General features: G+C 72.9%; 24 protein-coding genes, 1 pseudogene and 1 riboswitch. Of the genes and pseudogenes, 7 read left to right on the top strand and 18 right to left on the bottom strand.

All coding sequences use genetic code 11. The features are described 5' to 3' along the window. Positions 1–211: 211 nt before the first annotated feature. Both DEJ23_RS03325 and DEJ23_RS03320 read right to left on the bottom strand, forming a co-directional pair. Positions 212–1,303, bottom strand: coding sequence for a LacI family DNA-binding transcriptional regulator (locus tag DEJ23_RS03325; RefSeq protein ID WP_258375235.1), 1,092 nt, complete (start codon positions 1,301–1,303; stop codon positions 212–214). After that, the gene (locus DEJ23_RS03320) at positions 1,282–3,330 is read right to left on the bottom strand and encodes an aldo/keto reductase (protein ID WP_111238846.1); all 2,049 of its coding nucleotides are present in this window, start codon (positions 3,328–3,330) and stop codon (positions 1,282–1,284) included. Before DEJ23_RS03320 ends, DEJ23_RS03325 begins: the two co-directional genes overlap by 22 nt. A 136-nt stretch (positions 3,331–3,466) precedes the next feature. Here DEJ23_RS03320 and DEJ23_RS03315 point away from each other — a divergent pair, with 136 nt between their 5' ends. Together DEJ23_RS03315 and DEJ23_RS15600 are read left to right on the top strand one after the other, a co-directional pair. Continuing rightward, complete coding sequence (locus DEJ23_RS03315; RefSeq protein WP_111227195.1) at positions 3,467–4,021, top strand: TetR/AcrR family transcriptional regulator; 555 nt, start codon at positions 3,467–3,469, stop codon at positions 4,019–4,021. A 91-nt stretch (positions 4,022–4,112) separates the two neighbouring features. Then, on the top strand, positions 4,113–4,283 hold the full coding sequence (locus tag DEJ23_RS15600) for a hypothetical protein (protein WP_181429091.1): 171 nt from the start codon (positions 4,113–4,115) through the stop codon (positions 4,281–4,283). A gap of 142 nt (positions 4,284–4,425) precedes the next feature. On the opposite strand, the gene DEJ23_RS03310 is transcribed toward DEJ23_RS15600, so the two are convergent. From DEJ23_RS03310 to DEJ23_RS15595, 7 genes and pseudogenes are all read right to left on the bottom strand, one after another. Continuing rightward, positions 4,426–5,043 (bottom strand): hypothetical protein, encoded by a 618-nt coding sequence (locus tag DEJ23_RS03310; protein ID WP_111238845.1) that lies wholly within the window; start codon positions 5,041–5,043, stop codon positions 4,426–4,428. Next, positions 5,040–5,717: a TetR/AcrR family transcriptional regulator gene (locus DEJ23_RS03305; RefSeq protein ID WP_111238844.1), complete on the bottom strand. Its 678-nt coding sequence runs from the start codon at positions 5,715–5,717 to the stop codon at positions 5,040–5,042. Before DEJ23_RS03305 ends, DEJ23_RS03310 begins: the two co-directional genes overlap by 4 nt. Positions 5,718–5,856: 139 nt before the next feature. Beyond that, a complete protein-coding gene (gene ribH / locus DEJ23_RS03300) occupies positions 5,857–6,336 on the bottom strand; it encodes a 6,7-dimethyl-8-ribityllumazine synthase (protein ID WP_111238843.1) in 480 nt (159 codons plus the stop codon). Positions 6,337–6,365: 29 nt separating this feature from the next. Beyond that, positions 6,366–6,980: pseudogene (gene ribB, locus DEJ23_RS03295) on the bottom strand (3,4-dihydroxy-2-butanone-4-phosphate synthase); the annotation flags it as partial. Between the two features lie 44 nt (positions 6,981–7,024). Beyond that, complete coding sequence (locus tag DEJ23_RS03290; protein ID WP_111238842.1) at positions 7,025–7,666, bottom strand: riboflavin synthase; 642 nt, start codon at positions 7,664–7,666, stop codon at positions 7,025–7,027. 95 nt (positions 7,667–7,761) lie between these two features. Further along, positions 7,762–7,895, bottom strand: a riboswitch (FMN riboswitch). Between the two features lie 294 nt (positions 7,896–8,189). Beyond that, on the bottom strand, positions 8,190–9,575 hold the full coding sequence (locus tag DEJ23_RS03285; RefSeq protein ID WP_181429090.1) for a hypothetical protein: 1,386 nt from the start codon (positions 9,573–9,575) through the stop codon (positions 8,190–8,192). A 91-nt stretch (positions 9,576–9,666) separates the two neighbouring features. Next, on the bottom strand, positions 9,667–11,085 hold the full coding sequence (locus DEJ23_RS15595) for a hypothetical protein (RefSeq protein WP_181429089.1): 1,419 nt from the start codon (positions 11,083–11,085) through the stop codon (positions 9,667–9,669). Positions 11,086–11,196: 111 nt separating this feature from the next. Between DEJ23_RS15595 and DEJ23_RS03270 the strand changes: the two genes are divergently transcribed. Continuing rightward, a complete protein-coding gene (locus tag DEJ23_RS03270) occupies positions 11,197–11,631 on the top strand; it encodes a GNAT family N-acetyltransferase (protein ID WP_111238839.1) in 435 nt (144 codons plus the stop codon). 9 nt (positions 11,632–11,640) lie between these two features. On the opposite strand, the gene DEJ23_RS03265 is transcribed toward DEJ23_RS03270, so the two are convergent. From DEJ23_RS03265 to DEJ23_RS03255, 3 genes are read right to left on the bottom strand one after another with little or no spacing between them, the layout of a single operon-like run. Further along, a complete protein-coding gene (locus tag DEJ23_RS03265) occupies positions 11,641–12,168 on the bottom strand; it encodes an Lrp/AsnC family transcriptional regulator (RefSeq protein ID WP_111238838.1) in 528 nt (175 codons plus the stop codon). Positions 12,169–12,199: 31 nt separating this feature from the next. Further along, positions 12,200–12,715: a hypothetical protein gene (locus DEJ23_RS03260; protein WP_111238837.1), complete on the bottom strand. Its 516-nt coding sequence runs from the start codon at positions 12,713–12,715 to the stop codon at positions 12,200–12,202. Positions 12,716–12,730: 15 nt separating this feature from the next. Next, entirely contained in the window at positions 12,731–13,120 is a 390-nt protein-coding gene (locus DEJ23_RS03255) for a DUF5997 family protein (RefSeq protein ID WP_111238836.1), read from the bottom strand. A gap of 33 nt (positions 13,121–13,153) precedes the next feature. Between DEJ23_RS03255 and DEJ23_RS03250 the strand changes: the two genes are divergently transcribed. Continuing rightward, positions 13,154–13,906: a LysR family transcriptional regulator substrate-binding protein gene (locus DEJ23_RS03250; RefSeq protein ID WP_111238835.1), complete on the top strand. Its 753-nt coding sequence runs from the start codon at positions 13,154–13,156 to the stop codon at positions 13,904–13,906. Further along, positions 13,903–14,373: a GNAT family N-acetyltransferase gene (locus DEJ23_RS03245; protein ID WP_111238834.1), complete on the top strand. Its 471-nt coding sequence runs from the start codon at positions 13,903–13,905 to the stop codon at positions 14,371–14,373. Before DEJ23_RS03250 ends, DEJ23_RS03245 begins: the two co-directional genes overlap by 4 nt. Before the next feature lie 10 nt (positions 14,374–14,383). Here DEJ23_RS03245 and DEJ23_RS03240 read toward each other — a convergent pair whose 3' ends face one another. The 4 genes from DEJ23_RS03240 to DEJ23_RS03225 all read right to left on the bottom strand — a co-directional run bounded on the left by DEJ23_RS03240 (position 14,384) and on the right by DEJ23_RS03225 (position 17,690). Continuing rightward, a complete protein-coding gene (locus tag DEJ23_RS03240; RefSeq protein WP_111239029.1) occupies positions 14,384–15,001 on the bottom strand; it encodes a DNA-3-methyladenine glycosylase I in 618 nt (205 codons plus the stop codon). Positions 15,002–15,036: 35 nt separating this feature from the next. Beyond that, a complete protein-coding gene (locus DEJ23_RS03235) occupies positions 15,037–15,471 on the bottom strand; it encodes a VOC family protein (RefSeq protein ID WP_258375234.1) in 435 nt (144 codons plus the stop codon). Between the two features lie 197 nt (positions 15,472–15,668). Further along, a complete protein-coding gene (locus tag DEJ23_RS03230) occupies positions 15,669–15,995 on the bottom strand; it encodes a hypothetical protein (protein WP_111238832.1) in 327 nt (108 codons plus the stop codon). Between the two features lie 24 nt (positions 15,996–16,019). Continuing rightward, positions 16,020–17,690 carry a sodium:solute symporter family protein gene (locus DEJ23_RS03225; protein WP_111238831.1) on the bottom strand — a complete coding sequence of 557 codons (1,671 nt, stop codon included), beginning with the start codon at positions 17,688–17,690 and terminating at the stop codon, positions 16,020–16,022. A gap of 136 nt (positions 17,691–17,826) precedes the next feature. Here DEJ23_RS03225 and aroQ point away from each other — a divergent pair, with 136 nt between their 5' ends. Beyond that, entirely contained in the window at positions 17,827–18,294 is a 468-nt protein-coding gene (gene aroQ / locus DEJ23_RS03220; RefSeq protein ID WP_111238830.1) for a type II 3-dehydroquinate dehydratase, read from the top strand. 288 nt (positions 18,295–18,582) lie between these two features. Here the strand turns inward: aroQ and DEJ23_RS03215 are convergent, their stop codons facing one another. Then, positions 18,583–19,176 (bottom strand): NAD(P)H-dependent oxidoreductase, encoded by a 594-nt coding sequence (locus DEJ23_RS03215; protein ID WP_181429088.1) that lies wholly within the window; start codon positions 19,174–19,176, stop codon positions 18,583–18,585. A gap of 87 nt (positions 19,177–19,263) precedes the next feature. Here DEJ23_RS03215 and DEJ23_RS03210 point away from each other — a divergent pair, with 87 nt between their 5' ends. Beyond that, positions 19,264–19,761 (top strand): MSMEG_6728 family protein, encoded by a 498-nt coding sequence (locus DEJ23_RS03210; protein ID WP_111238828.1) that lies wholly within the window; start codon positions 19,264–19,266, stop codon positions 19,759–19,761. 183 nt (positions 19,762–19,944) lie between these two features. On the opposite strand, the gene DEJ23_RS03205 is transcribed toward DEJ23_RS03210, so the two are convergent. Beyond that, a complete protein-coding gene (locus tag DEJ23_RS03205; RefSeq protein ID WP_111238827.1) occupies positions 19,945–20,211 on the bottom strand; it encodes a hypothetical protein in 267 nt (88 codons plus the stop codon). Positions 20,212–20,258 lie beyond the last annotated feature (47 nt).

The raw sequence follows: 20,258 nt of genomic DNA, 5'->3' as shown, positions 1-20,258 counted from the left end.
TGGGGAACGAGCCGGACCAGGTCGACGGCGGACACTTCGATGGGGCAGACGAGACGGGACGCGGAATGCACACGCGCCCCGTCAGGACTCCGTAAGTGTACCGTCTGGACGGTCCTGGTTGCAACGGCAACCAACCGGCGGACGGGAGGCGCGTGGCTGCGTCACCACGGGCCTCCCGTCCGCCTGGCCGGCCACCGCCGACCGTGGTCGCTCAGGCGGACTCGCGCAGCAGCAGCCGGTGCCGGACCGTGCGCTGCACGGCCGCGCCGGAGCGCGGCGACTCCCCCGCGAGCATGCCGAGTGCCAGGTCGAGCGCCTCGCGCGCCACGGCGTCGAGGTCGACCGCGAGCGTGGTGAGCGTCGGCGCGACGAGCGTCCCGAGCGCGAGCCCGTCGACGCCCACCACACGGACGTCTCCCGGCACGTCCACCCCCGCACGTCGACAGGCGGCGAGCACACCGAGCGCCATCAGGTCGTTGAACGCCAGGACCGCGTCGACACGTCGGAACCGTTCGAGTGCACGCGCGGCCATCGCGGCACCGTGCTCCGACGTGGGGGCGTCGGCGACCGCGACCTCGGGCAGGTAGCCGCGGCGTCGCAGCGCGTCGAGCATGAGCCGACCGCGGCTGCTCGGGCGTCCCGTGTCCGACGCGTCGACGATGACCGGGTGCCGCACCCCCGTCCGCACCAGGTGGTCGGCGAGCTCCTCGATCCCCTCGGTGGGGTCGATGCGCACCGCACCGCGGAGGACCTCGCCGGCGGGGTCGAGCTCGACGACCGGCACGGGTCCGAGGCGCTCGATCCACTCGGGTGCCCGGGCACCGAGGTAGCCGACGACCACGTCGGTCTGCTGGCCGAGCGCCTGCACCGCACGGTCCGAGTCCCCGGCGAGGCCCACGTCGGCGAGCATGACGTCCCACCCGCGTGCCGCCGCGAGCCCGAGCACGGCGGCGGCGAGCTCGGGCGAGTACGGGTTGCGCAGGTCGTTGACCACCAGCCCGAGCTGACGGTCCCCACCCGTGACGAGCCCGCGGCCGAACCGGGACGGTCGGTAGTCGAGCGCGGCGGCCGCGGCGAGCACGCGCTCCTTGGTCGTCTCGCTGATGCCGTACAGACCGTTCATCGCGCGGGTCACCGTCTGGCGGGACACCCCGGCGGCCGAGGCGACGTCGTGGATGGTCGCGCGGCTCGTCGGGAGCCCGACCGTGCGGGGCGTGCGGCCGAGCGACGCGGGCGCGACCGGTCCGGCCCCGGCCGCATCGTCCGTCACCTCGGTCCGGGTCAGGCGCGCAGGTCCAGCCACGCGACCTGCTCCGGGCTGAGCTCGACCGACAGTCCCGTCATCGAGGACCGCGCCTCTCCGATGGTCCGCGGACCGAACAGCGGGAACGTCGGGAACGGCTGGTGCAGCACGTACGCCAGGGCGATCGCCGTCGCCGGCACGCCGTACTGCTCGCCGAGCTCCCGCGCGCGACGGAGACGCTCGAAGTTGGCGTCCGAGTAGTAACAGCGCACGAGCTCCGCGTCGCTCGTGTCGTCCGGCGCGGCGCGTCCGGTGAAGAACCCGCGGGCCTGCGACGACCAGGGCAGCAGCGGGACCTGGCGCTCCTCGAGCCACCGCTTCGACGCCGGGTCGGTCGCGTGCTCGCAGCCGTCCCACGGCACGTCGTACGCCTCGGCGAGCCCGAAGTGGTTGCTGAGGACCTCGAAGCCGTGCTTGCCGTTGGCCGCGGCGTAGGCGTTCGCCTCGTCGAAGCGCGCAGGGCTCCAGTTCGAGCCGCCGAACACGCGGATGCGCCCGGCGCGGCGGTGCTCGTCGAGCACGTCGACGAACTCGCCGACCGGCACGTCGGGGTTGTCGCGGTGCATCATGTACACGTCCGCGTGGTCGGTGCCCTGGCGTTCGAGGCTCTCGAGCAGTTGCCGGGTGATCGACTCGGGGTCGCAGTACGGGGTGTGGGCGCCCTTCGTGATCACCACCACCTCGTCGCGGATCCCGCGGTTCTCGATCCACCTGCCGAGCCGGCCCTCGAGCACGCCACCGCCGTAGATGTACCCGGTGTCGAAGACGTTGCCGCCCTGCTCGACGAACATGTCGAAGAGCGCGCTGGCGTGGGCGAGGTCGGGCTGGTTGTCGACGCCCATCACCAGGCGCGACATCCGCTTGCCGACGCCGGGGACCTCGCCGTACCGCATCGGGGCGTCGTCCCGCACCCGCAGCGGACGGCCGCTCACGGTCGGGACGTCCGCGGTCTCCGCCTCGAACGGGTAGCGCAGTCCGATGGCCGCGCGCCAGCGGTCGAGCGTCCGGGCGGTGGCGAGCGTCTCGTCGAGGGTCATCTGCGCGGCCTCGACGGCACCGGACGCCAGGGCCGCCGTCGTGGCGTCCGCCTCGAGGGCGTAGGGCCGGGCCCCCGGGAACGAGCGTGTGCCGGGGTCGTCGTCGACGGTGTGCACCGTGATCGTCGGGTCGTCGGAGAGCGTCCACGGGTCGGTCAGCACGATCCGGCCGCGGGTGCCGTGCACGGTCACGGCGTTCTCGTCCTGCACGCGCACGCCGGTCCGGACGCTCGCGGTGGTCCCGTCGCGGTAGGTCAGGTGTGCGACCGTCCACTCGTCGACGCCGGTCGGTCCGAGGGTGCCGGTCGCGGTGAGCTCGACCGGCTCGGCGACGGCGACGCCGGTGGCTGCCTGGACGACGGCGGACGCCATCGTGACGGGGTAGCCGCCGACGTCGAGGATCCCGCCGCCGGCGGTGTCGACGTCGAACAGGCGCCCGGTGCGCTCCCCGGCGCGGAAGGCGAACGAGGCGTCGACGTGGGTGACCTCGCCGACGGCGCCCTCGCGGACCAGGTCGAGCAGGGCCGCGGTCTGCGGGTGGAAGCGGTACATGTAGGCCTCGACCAGGGGCAGGCCCGCCTGGCGTGCGGCGTCGACGAGCGCCATCGCGGTGCCGTGGTTCGGTGCGAGCGGCTTCTCGCAGAGCACGGCCTTCCCGGCGTCGAGGGCACGGAGCACCAGGTCGGCGTGCCCGGTGTGCACGGTCGACACGTACACGGCGTCGACCCGGTCGTCGGCGAGCACCGCGTCGTACGCCCCGGCGCGGACGTCGGTGAAGCCGTGTCCGGCGGCTTCACCGGCGAAGGCCTGCGCGCGCTCCGGGGACGAGCTGCCCGCGGCCACGAGGGTGCCGGTGCTCGCGGGGAGCTGTGCGAGGAAGCGCCGGGCGATGCCGCCCGGGCCGAGGACGGCCCATCCCGGGCCGGTCGTGCCCTCGGCGGCGGGGTCGCCGGAGGGTGTGGTCGAGGGGGTCGCGGTCTGCGCTGACATGCGGATCCTGTTCGTGTCGTGCACCTTCACGGTCACGGCGACGCTATCCGCGCCGGTGCTGCGCGACAAGGCGTTCGTGAACGTTCACGGAACCGACCGGTCGTCACGGTCCGGACGGTTCCCTAGACTCGTCCGCATGGCAAGTGCCCGTGACCGCGTCCTGGACAGCTTCGTCGCCATCGTGTGCGAGGAGGGCGAGCGTCCGGCGACCCTCGACGCCGTCGCCGCACGGGCCGGTGTCTCGAAGGGCGGTCTGCTGTACCACTTCGGTTCGAAGGCCGCGCTCGTCGAGGGGCTGTGCGAGCGGCTCTCCGACCTGTCGGCGATCGACGTCGACCGGATGCGCGAGGCCGAGGACGGCGCCGCGCGCTACTTCGTGCGCAACTGCCTCTACGTGGGGAGCGAGCTCGACCTCGCCCTGCTCGCCGCCAGCCGCCTGCAGCAGGCCGGGTACGAAGAAGCCGGCCGCACCCTCGACGAGACCGAGAACGCCTGGCTCGAGACCCTGGTCGACGCGCTCGGCGACGTGCCGACGGCGCAGGCGGTGAAGCTCCTGGGCGACGGGCTGTACCACCAGGCGTCGCTCGGGGCGGCCATCGCCACCGACCTCCGCCCGAACCGGGGCACGGTCGACATGGACGCCCTGCTCGCGGTCGTCGACCGCCTCATCGCGACCCGACCGGGCGCGTGAACCGGCCGTCCTCGTGACGCGGGTGAACCGGTCCCTGCCTTCCTGGGGATAGACTGGCCGTGATCCACCCGCTCGAACCGGAGGTACCACTGTGGGCCGCGTCATCGCCGCTTTCTTCTCGATCCTGCTGCTGCTGGTGTCGATGTACCTGTTCGGGTTCGCGTTCCAGGTGGAGTCGGGCCAGGGGTTCGTCTTCATGGGCGGACTGCTCCTCATGACCATCTCGTTCTTCCTGCCGATCCACGTCTTCGGCAAGAAGTAACCGCAGCCACACCACGACGGCCCCGTACCTCGCGAGAGGTACGGGGCCGTCGTCGTCCGCACTGTCGCCCTCCGGAGCCGACATCGAACCACCCCCCACAGCTGGTTCGATGCCGGTTCCGCGGGTCGACACCGCGCGGTCCTCAGGCGCGCCGCCCGGGCTCCTCCCCTGCGCCGGCGTCACTGCGGCGGCGGGCTGTCCGCAGCTGTCCCCGCCGGGCGAGGGCACCCGCCACCCCGGCCGCGAGTCCCATCGGCAGGCTCGACCAGGCGAACGCGAAGGGGTCACCGGTCCCGCTCGTCATCGCGAGGGCGACCACCATGGTGGAGACGGTCGCGAGGACCCCGGCCGTGAGCGCCGTCCACGCGACGTGTGCCCGGTCGGACCGCACCCGCCGGAGCCGACGTCCCACGAGCCAGGTCACCGGGAGGACGAGGAAGGCCGCGACGAAGGTCGGTACCGCCGAGAGCAGCGGGACGAGGAGCACCCAGGGAAGCGTGGCGGTCGCGTCCGACAGGCCGACGTCGCGCGAGGAGACCATGACGGCCAGGCCGACGAGCGTCGGCAGGAGACTCAGGACGGGCAGCACCACCCCGATCATCCAGCCGTACGCGCGTGCCTCGAGGTCGACCGAGTCGGCGAAGGTCCAGGTCCGTCCCACGGGCGCGACCGGCGGGTGCGCGGGCGACCCGACCGGGGGTGCGACGGGGAACCCGGGCGCGGGACCGAGCGGCTGACCCTCGTCCGCGGGCCCGCTCATGCGTCCCGCCCCGCGACGATGCCGACGATGCGGGTGACGGAACGCCGGAACGGCGGCACGCGGAGCATCGGCAGCGCGAAGCGGAGGATGCCGAGCGCCGCGTCCACCAGGCGCTCGGTCCGTCGCTGCCCCGGCGAGGTGTCGTACACCCAGAAGAGCGTGACGAGCAGGTATGCGGTCCACAGCGCGCGCGGCAGGTCGGCCTGCAGGTCGTCGGGCAGCCGGGTCCTCGCGCCCGAGACCGCACCGTCGAAGAGCCCGAGGACGGCGTCGCGCGCGGGTGCGGACTCCGCGGAGAAGGGGTTGTTCGGCGAGTCCGGTGCGATCGCGGTGGTGAGGAACTGCGGTGCGATCGTGTGCCACGCGGACAGGTTCGACAGGCCGGTCCGGACCACGACCCCGACCCGGTCGGTCAGGTCGTCCACCCCCTCGAGCGCCGGCTCCGCCAGGGCGACGTGCTGGTGCTGCACCTCGACGTAGAGCTCCTGCACGAGGTGGTCCTTCGTCGGGAAGTGGTAGTACGCGTTCCCCACCGAGAGCCCGGCCGCCGCTGCGATCCCACGCATCGTCGTCCCGTCGTAGCCCTGCTCACGGAGGGACCGCAGCGCGACCTCGCGGATGCGCGCACGCGTGCGATCCCGTTTGCTGACCGGTCCGCCGGCATTTTCGAACATGTTCAAAACCTACACGTCGGGAGGCGCTCCGTCCACACACGACGAAACGCCCCGCACCACGGGTGTTCCGTGGCGCGGGGCGCTTCGTGGTGGGTGGGTGGCCCAGCGCGGCGGCGTCGACCGTCGGCGATGTGCGGGCTCAGGCGAGCTGGCGGAGGCTCCGCAGCGACACCGCGGTGGCGATCGCCGCGTGCGCGGCCTCGGCCCCCTTGTCCTCCTTCGAGCCGGGCAGCCCGGCTCGGTCGATCCCCTGCTGCTCGTCATCGAGGGTCAGCACGCCGAACCCGACCGGCTTGCCGGTCTCGATCGCCACCGTGGTGAGCCCGCTGGTGGCCGCACTCGACACGTACTCGAAGTGCGGCGTGCCACCCCGGATGATCACCCCGAGGGCGACCACCGCGTCGAACCCGGCCTCGAGGGCGGTCTTCGCGACGACCGGCAGCTCGAAGCTCCCCGGGACCGGGACGACCTGCGCGGTCGCTCCGAGGCGCTGGACCTCGCGCTGCGCCCCGGCGAGGAGCCCCCCGGCGATCGTCTCGTGCCACTGCCCGGTGACGATGGCCACCCGGATCCCCGTCCCGTCGACGTGGTCGCGTTCCGCGGCTCCTGCTCCGCTCATCGTGTCGTTCCTTCCGTGGGCACGGACGTCGCCGCTGCCCGGTCGGCCGCGTCGAGCCAATCGACGAGTGCGGCGATGGTGATGACGGGCACGCCCTCGCGCGCCCCGAGTTCGACGAGTGCCGGCAGACGCATCATCTCGCCGTCCTCGCCGACGATCTCGCAGATCGCCGCGGCGGGACGGAGCCCGGCTGCGGTGACCAGTTCGATCGCGGCTTCGGTGTGCCCGGCCCGTTCACGGACGCCGCCGGGTCGTGCTCGCAGCGGGACGACGTGTCCCGGGCGGTGCAGGTCCTCGCGCTCCGACGTCGGGTCGGCGAGCACCCGCAGCGTCCGGGCGCGGTCGTGCGCGCTGATGCCGGTCGTCACACCGGTGGCCGCGTCCACCGTCACGGTGTACGCCGTCCCGCGGACGTCCTCGTTCCGGTCGACCATCGGCGGCAGGTCGAGGGCGTCGGCGATCGCGGCGCTGACGGGGGCACAGATGAACCCGGACGAGTGCGCGACGGTCCACGCGATCCACTCCGGCGTCGCGAGCTCCGCGGCGAGGATCACGTCGCCCTCGTTCTCACGGTGCTCGTCGTCGGCGACGATCACCGGACGCCCCGCCGCGATCGCGGCGACCGCGTCCTCGACGCTGGACAGGACCGGCCCGGCCGCCTGCGCGGCGTGCGGGGTCCCGACGGCGGTCACCGTGCCTCCAGGACGGGTGCCGTGGCGGCGTCGAGCCGCAGCATGCGGCGCACGTGCCGCGCGAGGACGTCGGTCTCGATGTTGACCCGGTCCCCGGGGACCCGCGCGCCGAGCGTGGTCGCCTCGAGCGTCTCGGGGATGAGGCTCACCTCGAACCAGGCGTCGGTCGACGGGGTGTCCTCGGGCGAGACGGCACTGACGGTCAGCGAGACGCCGTCCACCGCGACCGAGCCCTTGTCGACGACGAGCGGGCTGAGGTCCGGCGCGAGCGAGAACCGTACCCGCCGCCACCCGTCGCCGTCGTCGGTCCCGAGCACGGTGGCGGTGCCGTCGACGTGGCCCTGCACGATGTGGCCGCCGAGCCGGTCGCCGACCGAGGCCGCGCGCTCGAGGTTGAGGCGGTCCCCCACGGCGAGCGTGCCGTGGGCGCTCATGTCGAGCGTCTGCTTCATGACGAAGGCGGTGAAGGTCTCGTCGGTCTGCTCGACCACGGTCAGGCAGACGCCGCTCGTGGCGATGGAGTCGCCGTGCCGTGCGTCGGCGACCACCTTCGGGCCGCGGACGGTGAGCGCGACGGAGTCGCCGTGCTGCTCGACGGCGGTGACGGTGCCGAGTTCCTCGATGATGCCGGTGAACACTGGTGTCCTCTCAACGGGACTCCGGGGCGCTCGACGATCGTCGGCATCGACGGACCGGCCGTGGCACCCCGCATGCGAGGGCAGGACCTGTCCGCCAGCGCTTCCTCCCATCCGGACTCTCACCGTCGGTCCCGGAATCCCACCGGGTCAGCATCGGTCGGGTTCGCACCCGTCGTCAGCTCGTGGACTGTCACCACCGGTTCGGACTTGCACCGACCCCGGAGCGCTTGCGTACCCGGAACGATACCCCACGCCCCCGACCGTCCGTCCCGGAGCGTTGCGTCGCGTGACACGGGTGCTGCGGGACGGGGAACGGACAGGAGGCGCGGGGCGGGGTCACCACGGGCCTCCCGTCCGGAGCGGCCGCACGGTGGGAAGCCGCCCCGCGGCGAGACGGCTCCGGACAGGACGGCGTCCCACCCACCGCTCGGCGTCTCGGCGATGCGGACCGCTCGCAGGAGGTCGGCGCCCGGTGGCACGGGTCGGAGGGGCACCGCGGACGGTGCCCCTCCGACCCCTCGTGTCAGGCGATCCGCTTGCGGAGCGCCAGCGCGCCGGCTCCGAGGAGCAGGAGCAGCAGCGCGATGCCTGCGGGCACGGTCTGCGACCCGGCGCCGGTGTACGCCAGCGCCGGCTGCGTGTCGGCCGCGGTCCCCGTGCCGGTGGCGGCAGCTGCCGTCACCGCCGGACGGGAGGCACTGGTCGCGACGACCGTCCCGGCTGCGGTCGAGCCGGTGGCCGCCACCGGGACCGTGGTCACTCCCGGCAGGACGGTGCCGGAGGTGTCGTCACCGTCGGTGCCGTCGCCGGGGGTCGTGACCGGGTCGGTGCCGGGGTCCGTCCCCGGGGTCGTACCGGGGTCGGTGCCCGGGTCCGTGCCGGGGGTCGTACCGGGGTCGGTACCCGGGTCCGTACCGGGGTCCGTGCCCGGGTCGGTACCGGGGTTCGCGCCCGGGTCCGTACCGGGGTCCGTACCGGGGTTCGTGCCCTGCGTGGCGCCCGGGGTGGTGATGCCGTCACCGACGATGCCGATGCCGTTCCCGCCGATCGTGATCGGCAGGCTGATGACCGGGGACACCTGCGTGCCACCGAGCACCGCGTCATCACCGGAGGTCGTGCCACCGGCCGTCGGCGCCGAGGAACCCGACCCCGACCCAGCCGCCGGCGCCGAACCCGTCGCCGAACCATCACCGACGACGCCGATCCCGTTCCCGCCGATCGTGATCGGCAGGTCGACGACCGGGGACACCTGCGTGCCACCGAGCACCGCGTCATCACCGGAGGTCGTGCCACCGGCGGTCGGAGCCGAGGAACCCGACCCCGACCCAGCCGCGGGCGCCGAACCCGTCGCCGAACCGTCACCGAGCACGCCGATCCCGTTCCCGCTCACGGTCACCGGGACCGAGACGACCGGGGCGACCTGCGTCCCCGAGGCCACTCCGTCCGAACCGGAGGTCACCGGTGCCGAGCTCGGCTCCGGCGCCGCCGGAGTGCTCGTCGCGGGAGTCGACGACGACGTGGGCGCGGCGACCGCGTCACCGGCCACCGCGATCGCGTTCCCCGTCGCCGTCACCGGGGCGGTGGCGTCACCGACGACCTGCGTCCCGGACACGACGCCGTCCGCACCGGACGTCGTCGGGGCCGGAGCAGCCGTCGGGGCCGGAGCAGCGGTCGGTGCCGGAGCAGCGGCCGGGGCCGGGGCCGCCGCCGCGGACTCGGCGTCACCGACCACCCCGAGGGCGTTCCCGGTGACGGACACGGGCGCGGTCACGGACGGCGCGACCTGGGTGCCGGACAGGATGCCGTCCGTGCCGGAGGTCGTCGCGGCGTTGGCTGCCGCTGCCCCTCCGACCGTCAGGCCTCCGACGAAGAGGGTGAACCAGAGCCCTCTCGAGACGTACTTGTTCATGATCGTTCGTTCCTCACTGATCGAGATCTGTCCCCGACCGCGATCGCGGTCGGGTGGTGCGTGCCTGTCGTGCCGGACAGGCGCACCGATCTCAGTCAGGAGCGACGTCGTGGTCGCCGACGACCGAAGCGGGGACCGCGTCGTCGGCGAGGGTGCCGCGCGACCCCGCGGCGAGGGAGAACCGGACGCCGGCGGTGCCGTCGATCCCGACGGGCGCAGCGCCCGCGGAACCGGAGGGGGCGCCGCCAGTGACGCCGGGGGCATCGGGGCCGAACGGGAGGCCGTGCTGGCCGTCACCGTCCGCCGGGACGAGCAGCGCGTCGCCGCCGAGCGTCGCCGCGGTCAGGACCGCGTCGACGGCAGCAGCGGCGACGGGAGCCCCGGCGTCCACGCCCGGGGCGGCCGTGCCGCCGAGCGCTGCCGGAGCGGCGTCGGGCGCTCCCACGAGCGGGGTGGACGATGCCCCCGCGTCGAGCTGCGGCGACGTGTCGTCGGTGCCGCCCGTACCGGACGTGCCCGTGACGGGACCGGTGCCCGCGGGCTCGCCGACGGGACCGCCCACCGGGGCCGGGGCGGCGCCGGGCAGGGGCGTCGTTCCTCCCGGCAGGACGGGCGGCAACGGGGCCGGCAGGGTCGGCGCGACCGGGAGCGGCAGGACCGGCGTGGCGGGGAGGGGCAGCATGCCCTCGACGGGCTGGAGCACCTGCTCGACGGTGCCGGGCACCGAGCCGACGGTCGTACCGACGGTGCCGACCACGTCGTCGACGAGGCCGGTCACCGGCGCGGTGACGGTGTCGACGGTGTCGTCGCCGAGCAGGTCGCGCGTCACCGGGAGCGACCCGACCGTGGTGTCGACGGTGTCGACGACGCCCGTGACGGGTCGTGCGTCGGCGATCGTCTGCACGGTGTCGGTGACCGGTCGGAGCACACCGGTGACGGTGTCGGTGAGCGGCCGGGAGGCGCTGCTCACCCCGCCGTCGCGGCGATCCGTCGCGGGGCTGGTCGCCGTCGGAGCGCTGGTGGCCGGGTGGGGCGCCGCAGCGGGCGCGTGCGGCATGGCGGCCTCCGTCGAGCCATCGCCGCGCTGACCGGTCGGCGCCGCCGGCGCGGCCGGCGCCGCCGGCGCCGCCGGCGCCGCCGGCGCGGCGTGTACCGGCGGCGTGGCCGGCGCCGGGCGAGCCGGAACGGGCTGCGCCGGAGCAGGAGCGGGAGCGGGAGCGGGAGCCACAGGTGCCGGAGCCGCAGGAACCGGAGCAGGAGCCGTGGGCCGGGCCGGCGCACCGGCCGTGCCGACGGTCTTCCCGACACCGCTGGCCACGCCCTGCACGGCCCCTCCGACGTCCTGCACGAGGCCGCCGACCAGTCCGCGGTGCTGCGCGGGCGACTGGGCCGCGGCTGCCGGACGCGTCCCGACCAGCAGCGAGAGCAGCACGAGGGCAGCAGCGACACCGACGCCGACGACGGCGTACCGGAGCAGCACGCGCCAGGGGTCGCGCAACGGCTGGTCCATGCGCTCACCTCCTGATCTCGGCTGCGCACGTAGAGTGGTTGACCGGCACTGTACGCCGACCGTTCCCGGACCACACCCGGATTCGGGAAGAACTCTCAGGAAAGGCCGGACGTGGTCTCGATCTTCAACGCCCCGACGCGCAACCTCGACATCGTGACGCTGCACGAGATCCTCCGCCTGCGGCAGGACGTCTTCGTCGTCGAGCAGGAGTGTGCGTACCCGGACATCGACGGTCGCGACCTCGAGCCCGGCACGCTGCAGTTCTGGGCGGGTCGGGGCACCGTCGACGCGACCCTCCGCCTGCTCCGCGAGCACGACGGCACCGAGCGCATCGGACGTGTCGCCACGGCCCGGCACGCCCGTTCGCAGGGTCTCGGAGCGCAGCTCATGGAGGCGGCGATCGCCGAGTCGCGCTCCCCCTCGATCGCGATCAACGCCCAGGCGCACCTCGAGCAGTGGTACGGCCGGTTCGGGTTCGTCCGGTCCGGGGACGACTTCCTCGAGGACGCCATCCCCCACGTGCCGATGACCCGCACGCGCCGGTAGACCGCCGGTTCAGGCGCGCCAGCGCCGGAGCTCGTCGAACGAGCGGCCCTGGTGCGCCCGGTCGGCGACGAGCCGCTCGAACACGATGTTCGTCTGCGTCGTCGCCACCGCCGGGTCCCCGCTGAGCTCGTCCGCGACGAAGTCCCGCAGCTGCTCGGTCGAGGTGCAGGCGATGTGCACGAGGAAGTCCTTGTCGCCGGCCAGGAACGAGACGTCCTGCACGACCGGCACGCGGAGCAGGCGCTTCGCGAAGTCCCGGAGCTCGTGCCGAGCGGCTGCGTGCACCCGCACGGACACCATCGCCTCGATCGCGAACCCGAGCTTCGCGACGTCGACGTCCGCGCGGTACCCGCGGATGAGCCCCGCGTCCTCGAGCGCCCGCACCCGGGTGAGGCAGGTCGACGGGGCTACGCCCACCGCGGCGGCGAGCCGGTTGTTCGGCATCCTGGCATCGGCGGCGAGGGTCCAGAGGATGCGCTCGTCGACATCGTCGAGACGCGGAGCGGGGTCGGGGCGGCGGACGGGACGGTCGGACACGCCCTGACGTTACCGCTGGACGACGCCACCGCTACATCGCCAGCGTCATCCCGACCACGGCGACGGTCATCGCGAACACCTCGCCGCTCCGGACGGCACGGCGGTCCTCACGCGCCCACTCGTACCGGAGCAGCCAGCCGCTGAACGCGCAGTAGCCGATGACGCCGGCACCGAGCACCGCCGAGAGCGCGATCCCGTGCCCGGTGTGTCCGTCGGTGAGGCCGCTGGCGTGCCCCGTCAGGAGCATGCCGGCCATGACGACCGAGGACAGCGCCCGGTGCACGTCCATCGGCTCCGCGCGGCGGCCGTCCGGTCGGCGGCGACGCACGACCGGCAGCGGCGCGAGGAGCAGCAGGACCGTCGCGGCCAGCAGTGTCCACGACGTCCCCGCCTGGACGACGGGCAGGAGCATCGCCACGAGCATCACGGTCGCGGGCACGATGACGGCGGGGCGGGGCCGGTACCGGTCACCGACGATGCAGCACACCGATGCGAACTGCGGCACGACGAGCATCGCGTCGGCGACGGTCTCGTGCACGGCGGTCACGGTGGATCCGGTGGGTCAGTCCTGGGCGCGCGCGGCGGCCTTCTCCGCCCGCTCCTGCTTCACGCGGGCGTTCTCGGCGTGCACCTCGGCCTGGGTCGCACGCTCGCGGACGAGCCACTCGGGCATCTCCTGCAGCAGCGCCTTGATCTCGGCGGTGGTCAGCGGCTCGTCGACGCCGGCGCGGACGAGCCCGGAGATGGACACGCCGAGCTTCTGCGCGACCACGGGGCGCGGGTGCGGTCCGTCGCGCCGGAGCTCCTCGAGCCACGTCGGCGGCTGCGTGCGGAGCTCGTCGAAGGCGGTCCGCGTGACCGGCTCCGCGCGGAACGACTCCGGGGCTGCCGCCAGCAGGATGCCGAGCTTCTTCGCAGCCGTCTCCGGCTTCATCGTCTGTTCCTGCGCCATGGGTACAAGGGTACGGCCCCTACACTCGGTTGCATGACCGCGGCCCTCACCATCGCCTTCGTCCCGGGGGTCTCCCCCGCGAAGTGGGTCCGGGTCTGGCGGGAACGCTTCCCGGACGCCGAGCTCGGCCTGCTGCCGATCGGCCCCGACGGCGTCGACGACGCGCTCACGGGCGAGGCCGACATGGCCTTCGCGCGGATGCCCGTCGGCGCGCACCTCAACGCCATCCCGCTCTGGACCGAGACCGCGGTCGTCGCGATGCCGAAGGACGGTCCCCTCTCGACCGCCGACACGGTGACCGAGGCCGACCTCGCCGACGTGCACGTCGTCGACGCCGGTCCGGTCCCGGCGGACGTGTCCGGTGCGCTCGACCTGGTCGAGGCCAACGTCGGGGTGGTCGTGCTCCCGCAGTCGCTCTTCCGCGCCGCCAGCCGCAAGGACCTCGTCGCCAAGCCGCTCGACGGGGCCGACGGCACCCGCATCGCGCTCGTGTGGCGGGACGCCGACGCATCCGACACCACCGAGGAGTTCATCGGCGTCGTCCGGGGCCGCACCGCCAACAGTTCGCGGAACGCAGCGGACCGTCCGGGAGGCACGGGTCGCGCGGACGACGGCGGCACGCGTGGGTCCCGTGGTGGTTCCGGCGGCGGCAAGGCCACCGCGAAGCAGGCCTCCGGTGGCAAGGCCGGGGGCAAGGGCGCCCGGAAGCCGCGCGGCTCCGGACGCCCGGGCACCCAGCGGCTCGGCAACGGCAAGCCGAAGCGCGGGTCCAAGGGCAACCGGTGACCGGCACGCGACTCGTCCCGATGCCCGCGTCGGCGATCCCGGCTTGGCTCGACCGCACGATGGCGGAGTACGTCGAGTCGCGCGTGCGCGCCGGTGAGTCCCGCGAGCAGGCGGAGGCGAACCAGCAGCGCTCGCTCGACCAGTGGTTCCCGGACGGCGCTCCCCTCCCGGAGCACTTCGTGTGGGACGTGGTCGACGACGATGACGCCGTCGTCGGGTACCTGTGGATCGGTCCGTTCAGCGCGGGCAGCACCGAGTGGTGGGTGTTCGACGTCGAGGTCGACGAGGAGCACCGCCGCCGCGGACACGCACGACGCGCGATCGAGGCTGGGCACCGGGTCGCCCGCGAGAACGGAGCCACGAGCATCGGGCTCAACGTCTTCGGCTACAACACCGGCGCGCAGGACCTGTACGCGGCGCTCGGGTACCGCGTCACCGCGACGCAGATGCAGCTCCCGCTCACCTGAGCGCGACGGATCAGTCCCAGACGCCGGAGGTGCCGCGTCGGTGGCTGCCGACCAGGTGGGTGTCGACGATGCCCAGTGCCTCCATCAGCGCGTGCATCGTCGTCGGCCCGACGAACGCGAAGCCCCGCTTCCGGAGCGCCTTCGAGAGCGCCACGGACTCCGGCGACGTCGTCGGGACCTCGGCCGCGGTCCGCGGGGCGGGCGTCTCGGCGGGGCGGAACGACCAGACCAGGTCGGCCAGGCCGCCGTCGGCCCGGAGCGCCACCGTCGCGTTCGCGTTCGTGATCGTCGCCCGGATCTTCGCCTGGTTCCGGACGATGCCGGCGTCCGCCATCAGGCGTGCGACGTCGTCCTCGTCGAACCCGGCGACCGCATCGGGGTCGAAGTCGGCGAAGGCCGCGCGGAACGCCGGCCGCTTCGCGAGGATGGTGCGCCACGACAGTCCGGACTGGAACGCCTCGAGCGAGAGCCGCTCGAACACCCCGCGCTCGTCGCGGACCGGCATGCCCCACTCCACGTCGTAGTACGCGCGGAGCACCGGGTCGACCGAGGCCCACACCGGACGGGCGAGACCGTCCTCGCCGATCACGAGGTCGGAGGACGGTGCGGCCGCGGGATCGGTGCTCACCACCCCATCCTGGCGTGGACGACCGACGGGCGGCGTCACTCCGCGGGCGGACCGTCGGTCATCGCCTGCTGGTCCATCCACACGTACTCCCACCGGTGCCCGTCGGGGTCGGTGAAGCTCCGCTGGTACATGGAGCCGAGGTCCATCTCCGGCCGGTCCTCGTTCCCGCCGTGCAGCACGGCGGCGTCGACGATCCGGTGCACCTCGTCCTTCGAGGCGGCGCTGAGGGAGTTGATCACCTCGATCGTGCCCGGGTCGGCGATCGTCTTGTCGGTGAACTCCTGGAACTTCGCGTGCGTGAGGAGCATCACGTACACGGCGCTGCTCACGACGATGCACGCGGCGGTCTCGTCGGTGAACTCCGGGTCCACCGTGTACCCGAGCGCCTCGTAGAAGCCGACCGCCCGGTCGAGGTCGGCGACCGGCAGGTTGATGAACACCATCTGTTCCACAGCGGTTCCCTTCGTCACCACCAACCTGGCCCTGCTGCGAGCCGGGCGCAACCGTTCCGTGGCGGAACCGACCCGCGCCTCCCGGCCGTTCGTTCTTTCCCAGAACGCTCGAAGTGGGAAGCGAGAACGGGCGTACCTGGTCGGATCGACCGACGAGGTACGCCCGTTCTCACCAGGTACGCCCGTTCTCACCGGGCGCCCGTGGGCGCGACGGCTCAGGCGAGCTCGCGCCCCTCGCCCTCGGCACGCTGGTCCGCCTCGGCCTCGGCCTGGCCGACGATGTCCTCCGCCGAGACCGGGTTCAGCCGGTCCCACAGGAAGAAGAGCAGACCGCCGACGAGCAGCGAGAGCCCGACCCAGAGGTTGATGTGGATGCCGCCGGTCTTCTCCGGGTCGCTGTCCCAGTGGACGATGCCGACGATCGTGGTGATCACGCCGTAGAGCACGAACAGGCCGCCGAGGATCCGGCGCAGGTCGAGTCGGCGGGTGGAGCGGACGAGGGCCGCCTGCTCCTCGGTGAACGTGGTGGTGTCCTCACGCATGGGAGTACTCCTTCGGGTCCGGGCCTAGAGGAACGGCAGGTAGAGGGCGACGCACAGCACGAGCGCGACCGTGCCGAGCAGCGCGGGCGAGCGGTACCAGGCGGTGTCGGTCGCGACGGCACCCGCCGTCATGTCGATCTTGCCGACGCCGTACACCAGGCCGCCGAGCTCGGACACGTCCTTCGGCTTCGTCGCGAGCGACACCAGGACGCCGACGACGAGGACGGTGACGAACGAGATGATCGCGCCGTACATCGTCTCGGCCGTGGCCGTGGAGAACAGCGAGGGGTTCACCAGGTAGGCGATCCACGTGATGGTCGGCGTGACGATGCCGAGCACGTAGCCCCACAGCGCGCCCTGCGTGGTCATCCGCTTCCAGAGCAGGCCGAGGATGAAGACACCGAACAGCGGAGCGTTGAAGAACGAGAACAGCGTCTGCATGTACGTCATGATGTTGCCGGCCTGCGCGGCGAGGAACGCCGTGCCGATGCCGACGACCACGCCGACGACGGTGACCCAGCGACCGGTCTGCAGGTAGTGCAGGTCCGGCATGTTCGGCTTGATGTAGCGCTGCCAGATGTCGTAGGTGAAGACGGTGTTGAACGAGGACACGTTCGCCGCCATGCCCGCCATGAACGATGCGAGCAGACCCGTGACCGCGATGCCGAGCACACCCGTCGGCAGGTACATCTGGATGAGCTTCGGGATGGCGTCGTTGTAGGTGAGCTCACCCGAGGCGAACTGGTTGCCGACGACCGCCGCGGCGATGAGACCGGGGACGACGACGATGAAGGGGATGAAGAGCTTCGGGATCGCGGCGATGAGCGGCGTACGACGAGCGGCCGACATGTTCTTCGCCGAGAACGCGCGCTGCACCTCGGTGAAGTTCGTCGTCCAGTAGCCGAAGGACAGCACGAAGCCGAGGCCGAGCACGATCGCCAGCCAGTTCGCCCCGATCGGGTTCGTCACGTCGCCGATGCCGGTGCCGACCCAGGTCTGCAGGTGCTGCACGCCCTGCGTCTCCTTGATCGCCTCGGTCAGGCCGCCCCACCCGCCGACGCGGTGCAGGCCGACGATCGTCAGCGGCACGAGGCCGGCGATGATCACGAAGAACTGCATGACCTCGTTATAGATCGCACTCGAGAGGCCGCCGAGGGTGATGTAGGCGAGCACGAACGCGGCGGACACCAGGATGGCGAGCCACTCCGGCCAGCCGAGCATCGCCTCGATGACGATGGCCATGGCGTACAGGTTGATGCCCGCGATGAGCACGTTCGACACCGCGAAGGCGATCGAGTTCACCAGGTGCGGGGCCTTGCCGAAGCGGCGGAGCATGAACTCCGGCACCGAGCGGACCTTGGAGCCGTAGTAGAAGGGCATCATCACGAGGCCGAGGAACACCATCGCCGGCACCGCGCCGATGAGGTAGTAGTGCAGCGTCGCCATGCCGATCTCGGCGCCGTTCGCCGCCATGCCGAGGATCTCGGTCGCGCCGAGGTTCGCCGAGACGAAGGCCAGGCCGGTGATCCAGGCGGGCATCGAGCGGCCCGACAGGAAGAAGTCCATGCTCGTGCGCACCTGCCGTCTGGCGGTGAACCCGATGCCGATGACCACCGCGAAGTACACGATGATCATCAAGTAGTCGACCCAGCCCAGTTCGAGCCGGATCCCGTTGGTCGCCGCAGCGAGAACCATGCGATCTCCACATCGATGTGTTGCAGTCGGCAACTGCGCCGACCCGGACGGGAACGTTACACCTCGATGTGACCGTTCACATAGCCGGGGCATGGATCGCCGTCCCGTCCGCCCTCCTGCTCGGTAGGCTCTCCCCATGAGCGAGCCGGTCACCGACACCACGACGCGTCCGCGGCGGATCCTCGTCCTGAACGGGCCGAACCTCGACATCCTCGGGCGCCGCGACCCGGCACAGTACGGCACCGTGACACTCGCCGAGCTCGAGGCGATCGTGCACACCGAGGCGGCCGTGCACGACCTCGAGGCGGACTTCCGGCAGACCAACCGCGAGGGCGAGCTCGTCGAGTGGCTGCACGAGGCGCTCGACGACTTCGCGGGCGTCGTCATCAACCCCGCCGCGTACGCGCACACCTCGGTCGCCCTGCACGACGCGGTCGAGGCCCTGGGCGTCCCCGTCGTCGAGGTGCACCTGTCGAACACGTGGAAGCGGGAGCCGTTCCGGCACGTCGACCACGTCGCGACCGCCGCCACCGCAGTGATCGCCGGCGCGGGTGCCGACGGCTACCGCCTGGCGGTCGCGCACGTCGCGTCGCTGCTGGCCTGACACGCCGCCCCGCCCGCGCGTCACCGGACGGGAGGCCCGTGGCGGCGCCGCCCCGCGCCTCCCGTCCGCCCCGTGGAGGCGCCTCGCTCCCCGCTTCCCGGTGACTCGTGGCGGCAGCCCTGGTCGCACAACACGCCGCTCACCTCTGGCGCCGGCGGCATGTCTCGCGACCGCAACGGACGCCGGCGGCATGTCTCGCGACCGGAACGGGACGCCGGCGGCATGTCCGTGCGACCGGAACGGGACGCCGACGGCGTGCCGTGCGACCGGAGCGGCCTCGCGGACGGGTCAGAAGTCAGCGGGGCGACGCACCTCGGCGCCGACGGCCGCGAAGCCCCCGCGGACGATCGGCAGCGCCCGCCGGACCGCCTGGTCGATGCGCAGCTCGAGGTCGACGTTCGCGATGTCGTAGCCACCCTCCCGCTTCGTGAAGTCCCGCTCGTTGCCGAACACGCCGAGCGGCAGGGTCGTCGACTGGAAGAACCCGAACAGCGGACGCATCTGGTGCTCGACGAGCAGGGCGTGCCGGTCACTGCCGCCGGTGGCCGTCAGGAGCACGGGGGTGTCGACGAGGTCGTACTGGCCGACCCAGTCGAAGAAGAGCTTGAAGGCGCCGGAGTACGCGGCACGGAACGCGGGACTGCCGACGACCAGGACGTCGGCGGCCTCGACCGTCTCGAGGGCCTCACGGGTCGCCGGTGCCATCGCCTCCCGCGACCCCGCAGCCCCGAGGTCGGCCAGCAGCGGACCGATCTCGACGGTCCGGGTCCGGGCGTCCGGCAGGTCCTCGGCGAGCCGCGCCACGGTCGCCGCCACGAGGGTCGACGTGCGCGAGGGGTCCGATGGGCTGCCGCTGACGCCGACGACGAGTGCTCCGTCCATGCGCTCGATGCTCACACGCCGTCCGCGAGCCTGCTCGGGTGTGACGTCTTGTGTCGTGTGCCAGCCGCCCGGCGTAGCGTCCGGGTGATGCAGACGTTCCTGCCGTACGCCGACTTCCGCGCCTCCGCCGAGGTGCTCGACGACAAGCGGCTGGGCAAGCAGCGCGTCGAGACGCTCCAGGTCATGCGTGCCCTGACCCTGCCGGACTACGGGTGGCAGCACCACCCGGTCGTCGCCATGTGGCGCGGGTACCGACCGGCGCTCATGGCGTACCAGGACGCGACGTGCCGGGTCTGGCTCGAGCGCGGACACGCCGACACCTGCCTCGAGAAGACGCTGCTCGACCTCGGCCGGGTGCCGGAGGACCTCGCGGCGTACGAGCGCGGGGACTTCCTGGTCCCCGCGTGGAACGCCGACCCGGCCGTGCACCGGTCGCACCGGTCGAAGCTGGTGCAGAAGGCGCCGGAGCACTACCGCCCGCTGTTCCCGGACGTGCCCGACGACCTGGACTACGTGTGGCCGGGCACACCGGAACCGCCGGACTCCGCGGCAGCGGTGACGGCACCGCGACCCGTCGTGGACTGACAGGGGGTGCGGCGCCGATCAGGGTCCGGCGCCGCGTCCACGACGGGCGCGGCGTTCGCCGGGGCACGACGACAGGGGATGTCGTGCCCCGCGCCGGACACGGTCAGGGGTTCCGTGTCCGGTCGGGGCACCGCGGGTCCCACGGGGGACGGGACCGCACGGTGCTGGTCTCGGTGGTGTTCCTCAGCGCTGGCCGGTGTCCCCTCGGTACCGGTCGGTCTCGCTCGGTGCGGGCATCGAGCGACGGAGTGCCGCGGGGTGGGCCATCGGCAGCAGCGCGCTGGCCACGGTGGCGAGGGCGCCCACGGTCGCGATGACGCCCAACGGGGCGGTTCCGAGGTCGTGCTGCGCGGCGACGGCGAGCGCGACGACCGTGGCCGGGGCCGGGAGGAGCTGGACCGCCCGGAAGTGGTCCCCCCGCCGAGCCCGGGTCGTGATCGCGTTCGCCATGCCCCCATCGTGACGGACGAGCGCTGTCCGCAGAAGGGGGGACACGA

It is taken from the genome of Curtobacterium sp. MCSS17_008 (genome assembly GCF_003234185.1).
Classification (GTDB): domain Bacteria; phylum Actinomycetota; class Actinomycetes; order Actinomycetales; family Microbacteriaceae; genus Curtobacterium.
Note: the sequence above shows the minus strand (reverse complement) of the source record. Positions and strands in the feature narration are given on the sequence as shown.

Coding starts and splice junctions, on each gene's coding strand:
- DEJ23_RS03305 (WP_111238844.1), bottom strand. CDS start 5,717: ATGTTCGAAAATGCCGGCGGACCGGTCAGCAAACGGGATCGCACGCGT.
- DEJ23_RS03250 (WP_111238835.1), top strand. CDS start 13,154: ATGACCGCGGCCCTCACCATCGCCTTCGTCCCGGGGGTCTCCCCCGCG.
- DEJ23_RS03215 (WP_181429088.1), bottom strand. CDS start 19,176: ATGGACGGAGCACTCGTCGTCGGCGTCAGCGGCAGCCCATCGGACCCC.
- DEJ23_RS03320 (WP_111238846.1), bottom strand. CDS start 3,330: ATGTCAGCGCAGACCGCGACCCCCTCGACCACACCCTCCGGCGACCCC.
- ribH (WP_111238843.1), bottom strand. CDS start 6,336: ATGAGCGGAGCAGGAGCCGCGGAACGCGACCACGTCGACGGGACGGGG.
- DEJ23_RS03255 (WP_111238836.1), bottom strand. CDS start 13,120: ATGGCGCAGGAACAGACGATGAAGCCGGAGACGGCTGCGAAGAAGCTC.
- DEJ23_RS03230 (WP_111238832.1), bottom strand. CDS start 15,995: ATGCGTGAGGACACCACCACGTTCACCGAGGAGCAGGCGGCCCTCGTC.
- DEJ23_RS03310 (WP_111238845.1), bottom strand. CDS start 5,043: ATGAGCGGGCCCGCGGACGAGGGTCAGCCGCTCGGTCCCGCGCCCGGG.
- aroQ (WP_111238830.1), top strand. CDS start 17,827: ATGAGCGAGCCGGTCACCGACACCACGACGCGTCCGCGGCGGATCCTC.
- DEJ23_RS03225 (WP_111238831.1), bottom strand. CDS start 17,690: ATGGTTCTCGCTGCGGCGACCAACGGGATCCGGCTCGAACTGGGCTGG.
- DEJ23_RS03315 (WP_111227195.1), top strand. CDS start 3,467: ATGGCAAGTGCCCGTGACCGCGTCCTGGACAGCTTCGTCGCCATCGTG.
- DEJ23_RS03205 (WP_111238827.1), bottom strand. CDS start 20,211: ATGGCGAACGCGATCACGACCCGGGCTCGGCGGGGGGACCACTTCCGG.
- DEJ23_RS03210 (WP_111238828.1), top strand. CDS start 19,264: ATGCAGACGTTCCTGCCGTACGCCGACTTCCGCGCCTCCGCCGAGGTG.
- DEJ23_RS15595 (WP_181429089.1), bottom strand. CDS start 11,085: ATGGACCAGCCGTTGCGCGACCCCTGGCGCGTGCTGCTCCGGTACGCC.
- DEJ23_RS03285 (WP_181429090.1), bottom strand. CDS start 9,575: ATGAACAAGTACGTCTCGAGAGGGCTCTGGTTCACCCTCTTCGTCGGA.